The 14,115-nt window shown below is 52.5% G+C and carries 9 protein-coding genes; 4 read left to right on the top strand and 5 right to left on the bottom strand.

From position 1 onward, the window contains the following. Positions 1–31 precede the first annotated feature (31 nt). The 3 genes from IB222_RS18905 to aroP all read right to left on the bottom strand — a co-directional run bounded on the left by IB222_RS18905 (position 32) and on the right by aroP (position 3,920). Entirely contained in the window at positions 32–982 is a 951-nt protein-coding gene (locus IB222_RS18905) for a family 43 glycosylhydrolase (protein ID WP_126319236.1), read from the bottom strand. Continuing rightward, positions 982–2,388, bottom strand: a complete 1,407-nt coding sequence (locus IB222_RS18900; protein WP_003829494.1) for an MFS transporter — start codon at positions 2,386–2,388, stop codon at positions 982–984. The genes IB222_RS18905 and IB222_RS18900 overlap by 1 nt, the downstream gene beginning before the upstream one ends. Before the next feature lie 158 nt (positions 2,389–2,546). Next, positions 2,547–3,920, bottom strand: a complete 1,374-nt coding sequence (aroP, locus tag IB222_RS18895; protein ID WP_008786209.1) for an aromatic amino acid transporter AroP — start codon at positions 3,918–3,920, stop codon at positions 2,547–2,549. Positions 3,921–4,484: 564 nt separating this feature from the next. Between aroP and pdhR the strand changes: the two genes are divergently transcribed. The 4 genes from pdhR to lpdA all read left to right on the top strand — a co-directional run bounded on the left by pdhR (position 4,485) and on the right by lpdA (position 11,568). After that, positions 4,485–5,249 carry a pyruvate dehydrogenase complex transcriptional repressor PdhR gene (pdhR, locus tag IB222_RS18890; RefSeq protein WP_003018699.1) on the top strand — a complete coding sequence of 255 codons (765 nt, stop codon included), beginning with the start codon at positions 4,485–4,487 and terminating at the stop codon, positions 5,247–5,249. Between the two features lie 163 nt (positions 5,250–5,412). After that, positions 5,413–8,076, top strand: a complete 2,664-nt coding sequence (gene aceE / locus IB222_RS18885) for a pyruvate dehydrogenase (acetyl-transferring), homodimeric type (protein ID WP_048214932.1) — start codon at positions 5,413–5,415, stop codon at positions 8,074–8,076. Between the two features lie 14 nt (positions 8,077–8,090). Then, entirely contained in the window at positions 8,091–9,968 is a 1,878-nt protein-coding gene (gene aceF / locus IB222_RS18880) for a pyruvate dehydrogenase complex dihydrolipoyllysine-residue acetyltransferase (RefSeq protein ID WP_149384453.1), read from the top strand. Positions 9,969–10,143: 175 nt separating this feature from the next. Next, the gene (lpdA, locus tag IB222_RS18875; RefSeq protein ID WP_003829486.1) at positions 10,144–11,568 is read left to right on the top strand and encodes a dihydrolipoyl dehydrogenase; all 1,425 of its coding nucleotides are present in this window, start codon (positions 10,144–10,146) and stop codon (positions 11,566–11,568) included. Between the two features lie 120 nt (positions 11,569–11,688). Here the strand turns inward: lpdA and IB222_RS18870 are convergent, their stop codons facing one another. Both IB222_RS18870 and IB222_RS18865 read right to left on the bottom strand, forming a co-directional pair. After that, the gene (locus IB222_RS18870; RefSeq protein ID WP_149384452.1) at positions 11,689–12,483 is read right to left on the bottom strand and encodes a DUF2950 family protein; all 795 of its coding nucleotides are present in this window, start codon (positions 12,481–12,483) and stop codon (positions 11,689–11,691) included. Positions 12,484–12,493: 10 nt separating this feature from the next. Continuing rightward, a complete protein-coding gene (locus IB222_RS18865; RefSeq protein ID WP_149384451.1) occupies positions 12,494–14,095 on the bottom strand; it encodes a DUF3300 domain-containing protein in 1,602 nt (533 codons plus the stop codon). Positions 14,096–14,115: the final 20 nt, after the last annotated feature.

The raw sequence follows: 14,115 nt of genomic DNA, 5'->3' as shown, positions 1-14,115 counted from the left end.
AAGCGTTAGCGCCACCGGGCAGTGCAACGGTTTAGTTCGTATCAGCAGGCGGCACGCCAAAATCTGGCATGCCGTTTTCGTCCCAACGCACGAGCTTCAGACGAGTGTGGCGGTTTGGGTCGTACAGCGGATCGCCCTCGATTTCGGTGTAGTTTCTCGCGTGATACACCAGCACATCTTCACCTTCCGGCGTTTGTGTAAAGCTGTTGTGTCCTGGCCCAAACTGGCGGTTTTCATAACTGGTGGTAAAGACCGGGCGCGGTGATTTGTGCCAGTTCTGTGGGTTGAGCGGATCGGCGTTGAGGTCAATCCACAATAATCCCATACAGTAGTTCTCATCGGTGGCGCTGGCGGAATAGCTGATAAACAGCTTATCGCCATGAACCATGACGGCAGGACCTTCGTTGACCCAAAAACCCCGGCATTCCCAGTCATACTCAGGGTGGCTTAGCATGATCGGCTCGCCTTTAATCGTCCATGGATTTTCCAGCTCTGCGAGATAGATATTGGAGTTTCCGGCGATATCGGGAGACTTCTGCGCCCAGAGGTACCACTGTTTTCCCTGATGGTTAAAGGTGGTGGCATCAAGCGCAAAGGTATCAAACTGCGTTTTAATCTGACCTTTCTCAGTCCACTGGCCGGTCAGCGGATCGGCGTCGGCACATTCGAGCGCAAACATGCGATGCTGGAACATCCCCAGCTTGTCGAGCGACTGTGTATGGGTGGCAGCAAAATAGATGTACCACTTGCCTGCCAGATGATGGATTTCGGGTGCCCAGATGAGTTGGCTCATGGGGCCGCTTTCTGGTTTGCGCCAGACGACAACCTGGGCGGCGGTGCGCAACCCTTCCAGCGAGTCGGCCCGGCGTATCTCCAGGCGGTCATATTCGGGTACTGAAGCAATGAAATAATAGTGGCTACCGTCACGTAAGATAAACGGATCGGCACGCTGTTCAATAAAGGGATTTGGCCACTGATTCATTAGGCTTTCCTTACGGTTTCAGTCGTTTTTATATCGTGGTATTCATTCAGTTCACGGTAGTTGGCGCGGCGCTTTTCTAAATCTGTCTGGATTTGCTGCATAAACTCGCGGTCAACTTTCAGCAGACGAACCACGCCTGCGGTAATCAGGTAGCCTACGCCCGGTATGATGGTAAACAGCAGCATAATACCGTTAATGGCAGAGTCGCTTTGCGCTTTCGCCCCAGCGTCGTAGCCGTACCAGGAGAGCAGGAAGCCGACCATCGCTCCGGCAATCGCCAGGCCCAGTTTCAGGAAGAACAGGTTACCGGAGAAGCTGATTCCGGTGATGCGTTTACCGGTTTTCCACTCGCCATAGTCATCGACATCCGCCATCAGCGACCAGTGCAGCGGAGAAGGAATTTGGTGCAGGATGTTGAGCAGGAAGTAGAGCACCATAATCATCATGGTTGCTTTCGGATCGAAGAAGTAAAACGCGGCAGAGAAAATCGCCAGGATAATATTGGTCCAGAAGAAGACTTTCAGTTTGCACCAGCGATCGGTTAATACCTTCGCCAGCATACTGCCGATCATCATGCCGACCACACCAAGACTGATAAACAGCGTTGCGAACTGCGTGCTTTGCTGCATAACCCAGGTCACGTAGTACATGGTGGCAGCCATGCGAATAAAGCCCGGACAGACGTTGCACAGTGTTAACAGCAGAATTTTTACCCACTGATCGTTCTTCCACACGTCTTTCAGATCGGCTTTTAAATCATCATTGGTCTGGACAGCAGGGCGTACGCGTTCACGGACCGTAGCGAAGCAAAACAGGAACATACACATGCCGATGAAAGCCAGAACCGCCATCGCCATCTGATATCCTTTGGCTTTGTCTTCCCCGCCGAACCAGTCGGCCATTGGCAGCAAGGTGAGAGACAGAAGCAGGGTTGCAATGCCTACCAACACAAAGCGATATGACTGGCAGGCGACGCGTTCCTTCGGATCGTTGGTGATGACGCTACCGAGCGAGCAGTAGGGAATGTTGATCGCTGTATAAGTAATAGATAGCAGGAAGTAGGTAACGAACGCATAGATAACTTTGCTGTTATAGGTCCACTCAGGGGTGGTAAACATTAGTACGCTGAATAATGCGTACGGGAAAGCCATCCATAAAAGCCATGGACGAAATCGACCATATTTACTACGGGTGCGGTCGGCCATCGCGCCCATTATAGGGTCGGTAACGGCGTCGATAACGCGTACTGAGAGCAGTAATACGCCGACCAGTGCAGGTGCCAGACCAAAAATGTCTGTGTAAAAATAGTTAACAAACAACATGATGGCGCCAAAGATGATGTTGCATCCGGCGTCGCCCATTCCATAGCCGATCTTTTCTTTCACCGTGAGCTTACTGGTTTCCATCAACTGCTCTCCATTAATGAGATATGGAGAGAATTATTGTCCGGCACTGGTGTTTTTGCGTTGCAGGATAACGCCGCTGATATGGACTAAACAGTCGTGAGTGGGAAAGTGTGAGACAGGTAACAACCCCCACCTGACGCAGGTGGGGGGAGGGGGGATTAATGCGCTTTAACCGCGCCGGCCGTTTTCTGTTTACACAGGTAGCCGATGCCAAGAATGGCAATCCATACAGGGATTAAGTATACCGAGATCGCCATGCCCGGCGTCATCAGCATAATCACCAGTACTGCAGCCATGAAAATCAGGCACACCCAGTTACCCAGCGGATAGAGCAGCGCCGGGAAGCGGGTGGTAACACCCTGCTGCTGTTTGGCTTTGCGGAACTTCATGTGCGCCAGGCTAATCATTGCCCAGTTGATCACCAGTGCGGAAACCACCAGCGCCATCAGCAGGCCAAAGGCGGATTCCGGTGCCAGGTAGTTGATCAGCACACAAAGAGCCGTCACCAGTGCGGAAACCAGAATGGTGTTCACCGGTACACCGCGTTTATCTACGTTCATCAGCGCTTTCGGCGCATTGCCCTGTTGTGCCAGACCGAACAGCATACGGCTGTTGCAGTATACGCAGCTGTTATAGACAGAAAGGGCGGCAGTCAGCACTACGATGTTCAGGGCATTAGCAACAAAGGTGTCGCCCAGCTCGTGGAAAATAAGGACAAACGGGCTGGTATCGGCCGTGACACGCGTCCACGGCATCAGGGAAAGCAGAACCGCCAGCGAACCCACATAGAAAATCAGGATACGGTAGATAACCTGGTTGGTCGCTTTGGGAATGCTTTGCTCCGGGTTATCCGCTTCTGCTGCGGTGATCCCGACCAGCTCCAGCCCACCGAAAGAGAACATAATAATAGCCATCATCATCACCAGACCGGTGAAGCCATGCGGCAGGAAGCCTCCCTGGTCCCACAGGTTGCTGACGCTGGCCTGCGGGCCGCCGTTACCGCTAAACAGTAACCAGCCGCCGAACAGGATCATCGCTACGACGGCAATGACTTTAATAATGGCGAACCAGAACTCCATCTCACCAAACACTTTCACGTTGGTCAGGTTGATGGCGTTGATCAACACAAAGAAGGCAGCCGCAGACACCCATGTTGGGATCTCCGGGTACCAGAACTGGATGTATTTACCCACGGCAGTTAGCTCAGCCATGGCAACCAGCACGTACAGCACCCAATAGTTCCAGCCGGAAGAGAACCCCGCGAAACCGCCCCAGTATTTATAAGCAAAGTGACTAAATGAGCCTGCAACGGGCTCTTCAACCACCATTTCACCTAACTGACGCATAATCAAAAAGGCGATAAAGCCGGCAATAGCGTAACCCAGAATAATACCCGGTCCTGCAGACTGGATAACGGATGCGCTACCAAGGAATAACCCGGTACCAATCGCGCCACCCAGCGCGATTAGCTGTATATGGCGGTTCTTAAGGCCGCGCTTGAGCTGATCGCCATGCTGTTGACTTTCCATCATGAAACCTCGTGTGTGGTTTTACTCTTCATATTTCGAGTGCTTATTTTTTGAACTACGCAGCAATGCGTGTGTAAGTTTGCAATTCCGTTTGTTGTATTAATTTGTTTACAGATGCTTTTGATTAAATGTTGCCTTAATACTTTTGTCTTGATCAGAATAATGATATGCGAACGCGAATGCACCTGCTTTATGCGGGGAAGATGACGAGTTGAATAAAAAGAAACCATTTGTAAATGCGAGTTTATCTACCACAAAATTTCCATTTTGAATTTCTATTCAATAATAGTGGTTGATATATCGATAAATAAGCAGGTGAATCGGTTCAGATGAGATAATCTTTCGTTTCAATTCCGTTAAAACTACCCCGGGGTGGGTAAATTTAACATTTGTGCATAGTTACATGTTTGAAACGTTATTTCTGTAATGTTGTTAAAATATGCCTCCTTTACTGATTTCAATCAAAACCTGTATGGACAGAAGGTGAATACTTTGTTACTTTAGCGTCAAGAACATGAAATTGGTAAGACCAATTGACTCCGGGCAAATGGCTTAAGACAGGAAATCATGGCCTACAGCAAAATCCGCCAACCAAAACTCTCCGATGTGATTGAGCAGCAGCTGGAGTTTTTAATTCTTGAGGGGACACTTCGCCCCGGAGAAAAACTCCCACCGGAACGCGAGCTGGCAAAACAGTTCGACGTCTCCCGCCCCTCCTTACGCGAGGCGATCCAACGCCTTGAAGCGAAGGGCTTACTGCTTCGTCGTCAGGGCGGTGGCACTTTTGTTCAGAGCAGCCTGTGGCAGAGCTTTAGCGACCCACTGGTAGAGCTGCTCTCCGACCATCCTGAATCCCAGTTTGACCTGCTTGAGACGCGCCATGCGCTGGAAGGTATTGCGGCTTATTACGCTGCACTGCGCAGCACGGATGAAGACAAAACGCGTATCCGTGAACTCCACCATGCGATCGAGCTTGCTCAACAGTCCGGCGATCTTGACGGCGAATCTGATGCGGTACTCCAGTATCAAATTGCTGTCACCGAAGCGGCACACAATGTGGTGCTGCTCCATTTGCTAAGGTGTATGGAGCCGATGCTGGCCCAGAACGTTCGGCAAAACTTCGAATTGCTGTATGCGCGTCGTGAAATGCTGCCACTGGTTAGCAGTCACCGTACCCGTATTTTTGAAGCAATTATTGCCGGGAAGCCGGAAGAGGCGCGTGAAGCGTCCCACCGTCACCTGGCGTTTATCGAAGAGATCCTGCTGGACAGAAGCCGTGAGGAAAGCCGTCGTGAACGCGCCTTACGCCGTCTGGAGCAACGAAAGAATTAGTGATTTTTCTGGTAGAACGTTAACCAGAAGATGTTGTAAATCAAGCGCCATATAAAGTGCGCGGCAACTAAACGCAGAACCTGTCTTATTACGCTCTCTGGCGAGAACGTAATGGGACAGGTTCCAGATAACTCAACGTATTAGATAGATAAGGAATACCCCCATGTCAGAACGTTTCCCAAATGACGTGGATCCGATCGAAACTCGCGACTGGCTACAGGCGATCGAATCGGTCATCCGTGAAGAAGGTGTTGAGCGTGCTCAGTATCTGATCGACCAACTGCTTTCAGAAGCTCGCAAAGGCGGCGTGAAAGTAGCGGCAGGTGCAGGGGCCAGCAATTATGTAAACACTATTGCCGTTGAAGATGAACCGGAATACCCGGGCAATCTGGAGCTGGAACGTCGTATTCGTTCTGCTATCCGCTGGAACGCCATCATGACCGTACTGCGCGCGTCTAAAAAGGACCTCGAGCTGGGTGGCCACATGGCATCCTTCCAGTCCTCCGCAACGGTATATGATGTTTGCTTCAACCACTTCTTCCGTGCACGCAACGAGCAAGATGGCGGCGATCTGGTGTACTTCCAGGGTCACATCTCTCCGGGCATCTATGCACGCGCATTCCTGGAAGGTCGTCTGACTGAAGAGCAGATGAACAACTTCCGTCAGGAAGTACATGGCAAAGGCCTGTCTTCCTACCCGCACCCGAAACTGATGCCAGAATTCTGGCAGTTCCCGACCGTATCTATGGGTCTGGGCCCAATCGGTGCTATCTACCAGGCTAAATTCCTGAAATATCTGGAACACCGTGGCCTGAAAGATACCTCTAAACAGACCGTTTACGCCTTCCTGGGCGACGGCGAGATGGATGAGCCAGAATCTAAAGGTGCGATCACCATCGCGACCCGTGAAAAACTGGACAACCTGGTCTTTGTTATCAACTGTAACCTGCAGCGTCTTGACGGCCCGGTAACCGGTAACGGCAAGATTGTTAACGAACTGGAAGGCATCTTCGCGGGCGCTGGCTGGAACGTTATCAAAGTCATGTGGGGCGGTCGTTGGGATGAGTTGCTGCGTAAAGACACCAGCGGTAAACTGATCCAGCTGATGAACGAAACCGTTGACGGCGACTACCAGACCTTCAAATCCAAAGATGGCGCATACGTACGTGAGCACTTCTTCGGTAAATACCCGGAAACCGCAGCCCTGGTTGCTGACTGGACTGACGAGCAGATTTGGGCTCTGAACCGTGGTGGTCACGATCCGAAGAAAGTCTATGCTGCACTGAAAAAAGCGCAGGAAACCAAAGGCAGAGCAACTGTAATCCTGGCCCATACCATCAAAGGTTACGGCATGGGTGACACTGCTGAAGGTAAAAACATCGCTCACCAGGTTAAGAAAATGAACATGGACGGCGTGCGTTATATCCGCGACCGTTTCAACGTTCCTGTGACCGATGAGCAGGTTGAAAACCTGTCTTACATCACCTTCCCGGAAGGTTCTGAAGAGCACACTTATCTGCACGCTCAGCGTCAGAAACTGCATGGCTACCTGCCAGCTCGTCAGCCGAACTTCACCGAGAAGCTGGAACTGCCAGCTCTGGAAGACTTCGGTGCGCTGCTGGAAGAGCAGAACAAAGAAATCTCCACCACTATCGCTTTCGTTCGTGCCCTGAACGTGATGCTGAAGAACAAGTCGATCAAAGATCGTCTGGTTCCGATCATCGCTGACGAAGCGCGTACTTTCGGTATGGAAGGTCTGTTCCGTCAGATTGGTATCTACAGCCCGAACGGTCAGCAGTACACCCCGCAGGACCGTGAGCAGGTTGCTTACTATAAAGAAGACGAGAAAGGTCAGATCCTGCAGGAAGGTATCAACGAACTGGGTGCAGGCGCATCCTGGCTGGCTGCTGCGACTTCTTACAGCACCAACGATCTGCCGATGATCCCGTTCTACATCTACTACTCCATGTTCGGGTTCCAGCGTATTGGTGACCTGTGCTGGCAGGCAGGCGACCAACAGGCTCGTGGCTTCCTGATTGGTGGTACTTCTGGTCGTACTACGCTGAACGGTGAAGGTCTGCAGCACGAAGATGGTCACAGCCATATTCAGTCTCTGACTATCCCGAACTGTATCTCTTACGATCCGTCTTACGCGTACGAAGTTGCGGTCATCATGCACGATGGTCTGGAGCGTATGTACGGTGAGAAACAAGAGAACGTTTACTACTACATCACCACGCTGAACGAAAACTACCACATGCCGGCAATGCCAGCAGGTGCCGAGGAAGGTATCCGTAAAGGTATCTACAAACTCGAAACCCTCGAAGGTAAGAAAGGTAAAGTTCAGCTGCTGGGCTCCGGTTCTATCCTGCGTCACGTGCGTGAAGCAGCACAGATCCTGGCGAACGACTACGGTGTAGGTTCTGACGTTTACAGCGTAACCTCCTTCACTGAACTGGCGCGTGATGGCCAGGATTGTGAGCGCTGGAACATGCTGCACCCGATGGAAACTCCGCGCGTTCCGTACATCGCTCAGGTGATGAACGACGCTCCGGCAGTAGCATCTACTGACTATATGAAACTGTTTGCCGAACAGGTTCGTACTTATGTACCGGCTGATGATTATCGCGTACTGGGTACTGACGGTTTCGGTCGCTCTGACAGCCGTGAAAACCTGCGTCACCACTTCGAAGTTGATGCTTCCTACGTGGTTGTAGCGGCCCTGGGCGAACTGGCTAAACGTGGCGAAATCGATAAGAAAGTGGTTGCAGATGCAATCATCAAATTCAACATCGATGCAGATAAAGTTAACCCGCGTCTGGCGTAAGAGGTAAAAGAATAATGGCTATCGAAATCAATGTACCGGACATCGGGGCTGATGAAGTTGAAATCACCGAGATCCTGGTCAAAGTAGGCGACAAAGTTGAAGCTGAACAGTCGCTGATCACCGTAGAAGGCGACAAAGCCTCTATGGAAGTTCCGTCCCCTCAGGCGGGTATCGTTAAAGAGATCAAAGTCTCTGTTGGCGACAAAACTGAGACCGGCAAACTGATCATGATTTTCGATTCCGCCGACGGTGCAGCAGCAGCTGCACCTGCTCAGGCAGAAGAGAAGAAAGAAGCAGCTCCGGCAGCAGCACCTGCTGCCTCTGCGGCGAAAGACGTACACGTACCTGACATCGGCGGTGACGAAGTAGAAGTTACCGAGATCATGGTTAAAGTGGGCGATACCGTTGCGGCTGAACAGTCTCTGATCACCGTTGAAGGTGACAAAGCCTCTATGGAAGTTCCGGCGCCGTTCGCAGGTACCGTTAAAGAGATCAAAATCAACACGGGTGACAAAGTGTCTACCGGTTCCCTGATTATGGTCTTCGAAGTGGCGGGCGCTGCGCCTGCTGCTGCACCGGCTCAGGCGGCTGCGGCGGCTCCGGCTGCTTCCGGCTCGAAAGAAGTTAACGTACCGGATATCGGTGGTGACGAAGTTGAAGTCACTGAAGTGATGGTTAAAGTGGGCGATAAAATTGCCGCTGAGCAGTCACTGATCACCGTTGAAGGCGATAAAGCGTCGATGGAAGTTCCGGCACCGTTCGCAGGTACCGTGAAAGAAATCAAAATCAGCACCGGCGACAAAGTTAAAACCGGTTCTCTGATTATGGTCTTCGAAGTCGAAGGCGCAGCACCTGCAGCCGCTCCTGCACAAGCAGCTGCTCCGGCTCCGGCCGCTGCACCAGCGCCTGCGCAAGCCGCAGCTCCGGCCGCAAAAGCGGAAAGCAAATCTGAGTTTGCTGAAAACGACGCTTATGTTCATGCAACGCCGCTGATTCGTCGCCTGGCGCGCGAATTCGGTGTGAACCTGGCGAAAGTGAAAGGTTCTGGCCGTAAAGGTCGTATCCTGCGTGAAGACGTTCAGGCTTACGTGAAAGACGCTATCAAGCGTGCTGAAGCGGCTCCGGCTGCAGCAGCAGGTGGCGGTATCCCGGGCATGCTGCCTTGGCCGAAAGTGGACTTCAGCAAGTTTGGTGAAATCGAAGAAGTGGAACTGGGCCGTATCCAGAAAATCTCTGGTGCTAACCTGAGCCGTAACTGGGTGATGATCCCGCACGTTACTCACTTCGATAAGACCGATATCACCGATCTGGAAGCGTTCCGTAAACAGCAGAACGCCGAAGCTGAAAAACGTAAACTGGACGTGAAATTCACCCCAGTAGTCTTCATCATGAAAGCCGTTGCCGCAGCTCTGGAACAGATGCCGCGCTTCAACAGCTCCCTGTCTGAAGACGGTCAGCGCCTGACCCTGAAGAAATACATCAACATCGGTGTAGCGGTTGATACTCCGAATGGTCTGGTTGTTCCGGTCTTCAAAGACGTGAACAAGAAGAGCATTACCGAGCTGTCTCGTGAACTGACCGTGATCTCCAAGAAAGCGCGTGATGGCAAGCTGACCGCTGGCGAAATGCAGGGCGGTTGCTTCACCATCTCCAGCATCGGTGGCCTGGGTACTACCCACTTCGCGCCGATTGTGAACGCGCCGGAAGTGGCTATCCTCGGTGTCTCCAAGTCCTCTATGGAGCCAGTGTGGAACGGTAAAGAGTTTATGCCGCGTCTGATGATGCCGATTTCGCTCTCCTTCGACCACCGTGTAATTGACGGTGCGGATGGTGCGCGCTTTATCACCATCATCAACAACATGCTGTCTGACATTCGCCGCCTGGTGATGTAAGCGAAAAAGCCGGCCCGACGGCCGGCTTTTTTCTGGTAATCTCATGAAGTCAGTGAGGTTATTGTGCGAAAGACAAATCGGTTGCCGTTTGTTGTTTCAAAATTGTTAACAATTTTGTAAAATACGGGCGGATAGAACGACCCGCTGGACGACGGGTATAAATTAAGAGGTCATGATGAGCACTGAAATCAAAACTCAGGTCGTGGTACTTGGGGCAGGCCCTGCAGGTTACTCTGCTGCCTTCCGTTGCGCAGATTTAGGTCTGGAGACCGTCATCGTAGAACGTTACAGCACCCTTGGCGGTGTTTGTCTGAACGTCGGCTGTATCCCTTCTAAAGCGCTGCTGCACGTAGCAAAAGTTATCGAAGAAGCCAAAGCACTGGCTGAACACGGTATCGTTTTTGGCGAGCCGAAAACCGATATCGACAAGATTCGTACCTGGAAAGAAAAAGTTATCACTCAGCTGACCGGCGGTCTGGCGGGTATGGCCAAAGGCCGTAAAGTGAAAGTGGTTAACGGTCTGGGTAAATTTACCGGGGCAAACACCCTGGAAGTTGAAGGCGAAAACGGCAAAACCGTGATCAACTTCGACAACGCAATCATCGCGGCGGGTTCCCGTCCGATCGAACTGCCGTTTATTCCGCATGAAGATCCGCGCGTGTGGGATTCCACCGATGCACTGGAACTGAAAACTGTTCCTAAGCGCCTGCTGGTAATGGGCGGCGGTATCATCGGTCTGGAAATGGGTACCGTGTACCATGCGCTGGGTTCAGAGATCGACGTGGTTGAAATGTTCGACCAGGTTATCCCGGCTGCCGACAAAGACGTGGTTAAAGTCTTCACCAAGCGCATCAGCAAGAAATTCAACCTGATGCTGGAAACCAAAGTGACCGCCGTTGAAGCGAAAGAAGACGGTATCTACGTTTCCATGGAAGGTAAAAAAGCCCCTGCCGAAGCTCAGCGTTACGATGCTGTGTTGGTCGCTATCGGTCGTGTACCGAACGGTAAAAACCTCGACGCGGGCAAAGCTGGCGTGGAAGTTGACGACCGTGGCTTCATCCGCGTTGACAAACAGCTGCGCACCAACGTGCCGCACATCTTTGCTATCGGCGATATCGTCGGTCAGCCGATGCTGGCACACAAAGGTGTTCATGAAGGTCACGTTGCCGCTGAAGTTATCGCCGGCAAGAAACACTACTTCGATCCGAAAGTTATCCCATCCATTGCATACACTGAACCAGAAGTTGCATGGGTTGGTCTGACCGAGAAAGAAGCGAAAGAAAAAGGCATTAGCTACGAAACCGCCACCTTCCCGTGGGCTGCTTCTGGCCGTGCTATCGCTTCCGACTGTGCAGACGGTATGACCAAACTGATTTTCGACAAAGAATCTCACCGTGTTATCGGTGGTGCGATTGTCGGTACCAACGGCGGCGAGCTGCTGGGCGAAATCGGTCTGGCGATCGAAATGGGTTGTGACGCTGAAGATATCGCGCTGACCATCCACGCGCACCCGACTCTGCACGAGTCAGTGGGTCTGGCGGCAGAAATCTTTGAAGGCAGCATTACCGACCTGCCAAACCCGAAAGCGAAGAAGAAGTAATCTTCTCCCTTTTGTGAAAACGCCTCTTCGGAGGCGTTTTTTTTGCCTGAAGCTACCCGTTATTTCGGGCAACATGCCGGGTGGCGCTAGTGCTAACCCGGCCTACGGCTTAACCTCGCTTTACGGTGCTACGGGTTGCCAGTTTTTATCCGGATGGAATGTGGTTAACGCTTGTGCTTTCTGCTGCGATTCAACACCGAGATCGGCCTGGTAGACTTTGTCTTCACCGTTAATCATAAAACTCATCACGCCGGTGTGATCGTAGCTAACGGGCCAGGCTACCATGGCAAAACTGCTGGTTTTATCGGGAAGGATTCGGAAGCGATAGCCGTGATAGCCCATGCCCGGCTCCTGTGGACTGAAGGCTGGGCCAAGCGGGCTTGGCGCTTCGCCGGGCGAAACAGGCCAGTACAGACCATCCTTTTTCCCTTCAGAACTGACAATCTTTTGCGCGTATTTCTGGTTCATCGCAAAATAGCTCTGCTGAGCATCCACATAGGCGTGCAACGCCTCGATGGCAGCAAGTTCGTTGCGTCCAATCTCACGGGTCAGGATCTCTTCGGCCGCTTCCTTGATATCAAATTGCCAGCCTGAAGCGTTTTTGACGACCGGGATTGGCAGTTGCCAGTCGCTGTCCCCAACCACAAGATGCGCCGTATTGCCGTCGATAACGGTGCTATGGCGAACCTTCCAGTCGCGCAGGAAGCGGTCAACCGCATCAGGATCGACGCCTTCTGGCGGCAGAAAATCACGCCAGTTTTCCCCGAGCAGATTGCTCATTGCATTTTCATTTTGCTCACTGATCGCGTTTGCCAGCGCATCGGTTGCCTGGTCTGGTGTACTGAAGGATTGTTGTGCCATCGCGGTAGCCGAAACCATGAACAACACCATTCCACTGAGTAGTTTATTTTTCATGTTGGTTCCCTTAACGATGACGGAATTCACGGTGCTCAGCACGCCCGCCAGAAGGCTGGCGCGATGGCTGATTACGGGCGACCTGCCGGCTCTGGGCACCTCGCTGTTGCTGTGCCTGCCAGTTGGCGGAGCGACTGTCGTTACCGCTCAGCGCATTAGCGCGCGGCTGACTGGTTCGCTGTTGAAGATTGCGCTGTTGCACATTGCGTTGCTGCGCCGGTTGCGTGACCCTTTTCTCCTGTCGCTGGGCGACTGCCTGACGATTCTCACGTTGCTGTGTGCTTGTCCGTTTCGCGGTTTGCGGCTTGGTATCGTAACCGCGGTAGTTATTACGCTGTGAAATTTGCTTCAGCTGTTGGCTGGACGCCTGACGCTGAGCGTCTTTCGTGCCCGAGCGCGCTGTCTGTGGGAATGTTTTCCCCGTTGATTTTTCCATTTGGCTCATCGCAGCCTGGCGCTGGCTATCACGATTGACCGGTCTTTGCTGGGTCGAACTTAAGCCCGTAGCTGTGTTAGTGGAGTGGAAGCGGTTATTGAGCTGGTTATTTGGGTATGGCACACCCTCACGATAGGCCGGGTTGTGTTGCCAGGTACGGTTGGCGTCTGTCAGTCGTTGTCCACTGATTTTATTGAAGTTATCAACGTTAATGTTGATGTTGTTATCACCATTACGGTTATAGCCGCCATGGTTATCCCAGTCATCATTATGATGGTGATCGTCGTCATCCCAGTCGATGTTGCTGAAGATGGCATAGGTTGTGGCAACACCGAGGCTGAAGCCTAAACCGTTAACGAAGCTGTTGCCAAACTGCTCGCCGGGCGTTGGTGGCAGATAGGTTGGCGGATAGGCGGTATTCGGCCAGGTACCGTAAACCGTATTCGGGTTATAGGTTGGAACGTACACCACCTGCGGATCGGCGGATTCAATCTTGATAACCGTTGGGCTTGTTGAGGTGGTCGTGGCTGTTGTGGTCGCTGAACTGGTCGTCGACTCGCTGGTGGCGGTTTTAGCTGGCGCTGCTTTGGTCACAGTAGTGACAGTCTGTTGCGGTGTTGATTGCAACGCACCGGTCTGTTGCGCCAGCGCACGCAGACGTTGAACGGAATCCATGACATCTTTCGGTTGTGCGAGGAAAGCATCGCCCAGGCTTTGTACCCACGGCGGATTTTCACCCATCAGCGACATCAACTGAGGAAAGGCGACCAGCGATTTCACGCTGGGATCCCAGGGCTGGCTGGCAACGGCCTGAATGGCGGCATCGCCCTGCATTTTGGGATTGTCTTTTGACCACTGTGCGGCCTGGATGACGTTAGCCGGATAAGTTGAGGCCATCAAAATTTGCGACAGCAGCGAGTCTGGATAGAGCGCAATAGGTGCAACCCACTGATCGATTTGTGCTGCCGAGTAGGTTGGTGCCACAACGGGCGCTGTTTGGTCGGCCGGGGCAGGGGCCGCTACGGGAGCTGGAGCCGGTGCTGACGGTTGCTGTGCAACGGGGGCCGGAGCTGCAGGTTCCGTTGTGCGACTTTTAACGAACATCACGCCAGAGGCGGCAAACAGCCCGGCACTGCACAAAAGGACAAGCAGATGTGGCTTAAGGGGCAACTTCATAAAATGACTCCAACGAGACA

The sequence above is a fragment of the Citrobacter sp. C13 genome (genome assembly GCF_014596815.2).
Taxonomy (GTDB): Bacteria; Pseudomonadota; Gammaproteobacteria; order Enterobacterales; family Enterobacteriaceae; genus Citrobacter; species Citrobacter portucalensis.
The sequence above is the reverse complement of the archived record's forward strand: the minus strand, read 5'-3'. Positions and strand labels throughout refer to the sequence as shown.

Excerpts from the sequence above, each read along its gene's own strand:
- pdhR (WP_003018699.1), top strand. The coding sequence starts at position 4,485 with ATGGCCTACAGCAAAATCCGCCAACCAAAACTCTCCGATGTGATTGAG.
- IB222_RS18905 (WP_126319236.1), bottom strand. The coding sequence starts at position 982 with ATGAATCAGTGGCCAAATCCCTTTATTGAACAGCGTGCCGATCCGTTT.
- lpdA (WP_003829486.1), top strand. The coding sequence starts at position 10,144 with ATGAGCACTGAAATCAAAACTCAGGTCGTGGTACTTGGGGCAGGCCCT.
- aceE (WP_048214932.1), top strand. The coding sequence starts at position 5,413 with ATGTCAGAACGTTTCCCAAATGACGTGGATCCGATCGAAACTCGCGAC.
- aceF (WP_149384453.1), top strand. The coding sequence starts at position 8,091 with ATGGCTATCGAAATCAATGTACCGGACATCGGGGCTGATGAAGTTGAA.
- aroP (WP_008786209.1), bottom strand. The coding sequence starts at position 3,920 with ATGATGGAAAGTCAACAGCATGGCGATCAGCTCAAGCGCGGCCTTAAG.
- IB222_RS18870 (WP_149384452.1), bottom strand. The coding sequence starts at position 12,483 with ATGAAAAATAAACTACTCAGTGGAATGGTGTTGTTCATGGTTTCGGCT.
- IB222_RS18865 (WP_149384451.1), bottom strand. The coding sequence starts at position 14,095 with ATGAAGTTGCCCCTTAAGCCACATCTGCTTGTCCTTTTGTGCAGTGCC.
- IB222_RS18900 (WP_003829494.1), bottom strand. The coding sequence starts at position 2,388 with ATGGAAACCAGTAAGCTCACGGTGAAAGAAAAGATCGGCTATGGAATG.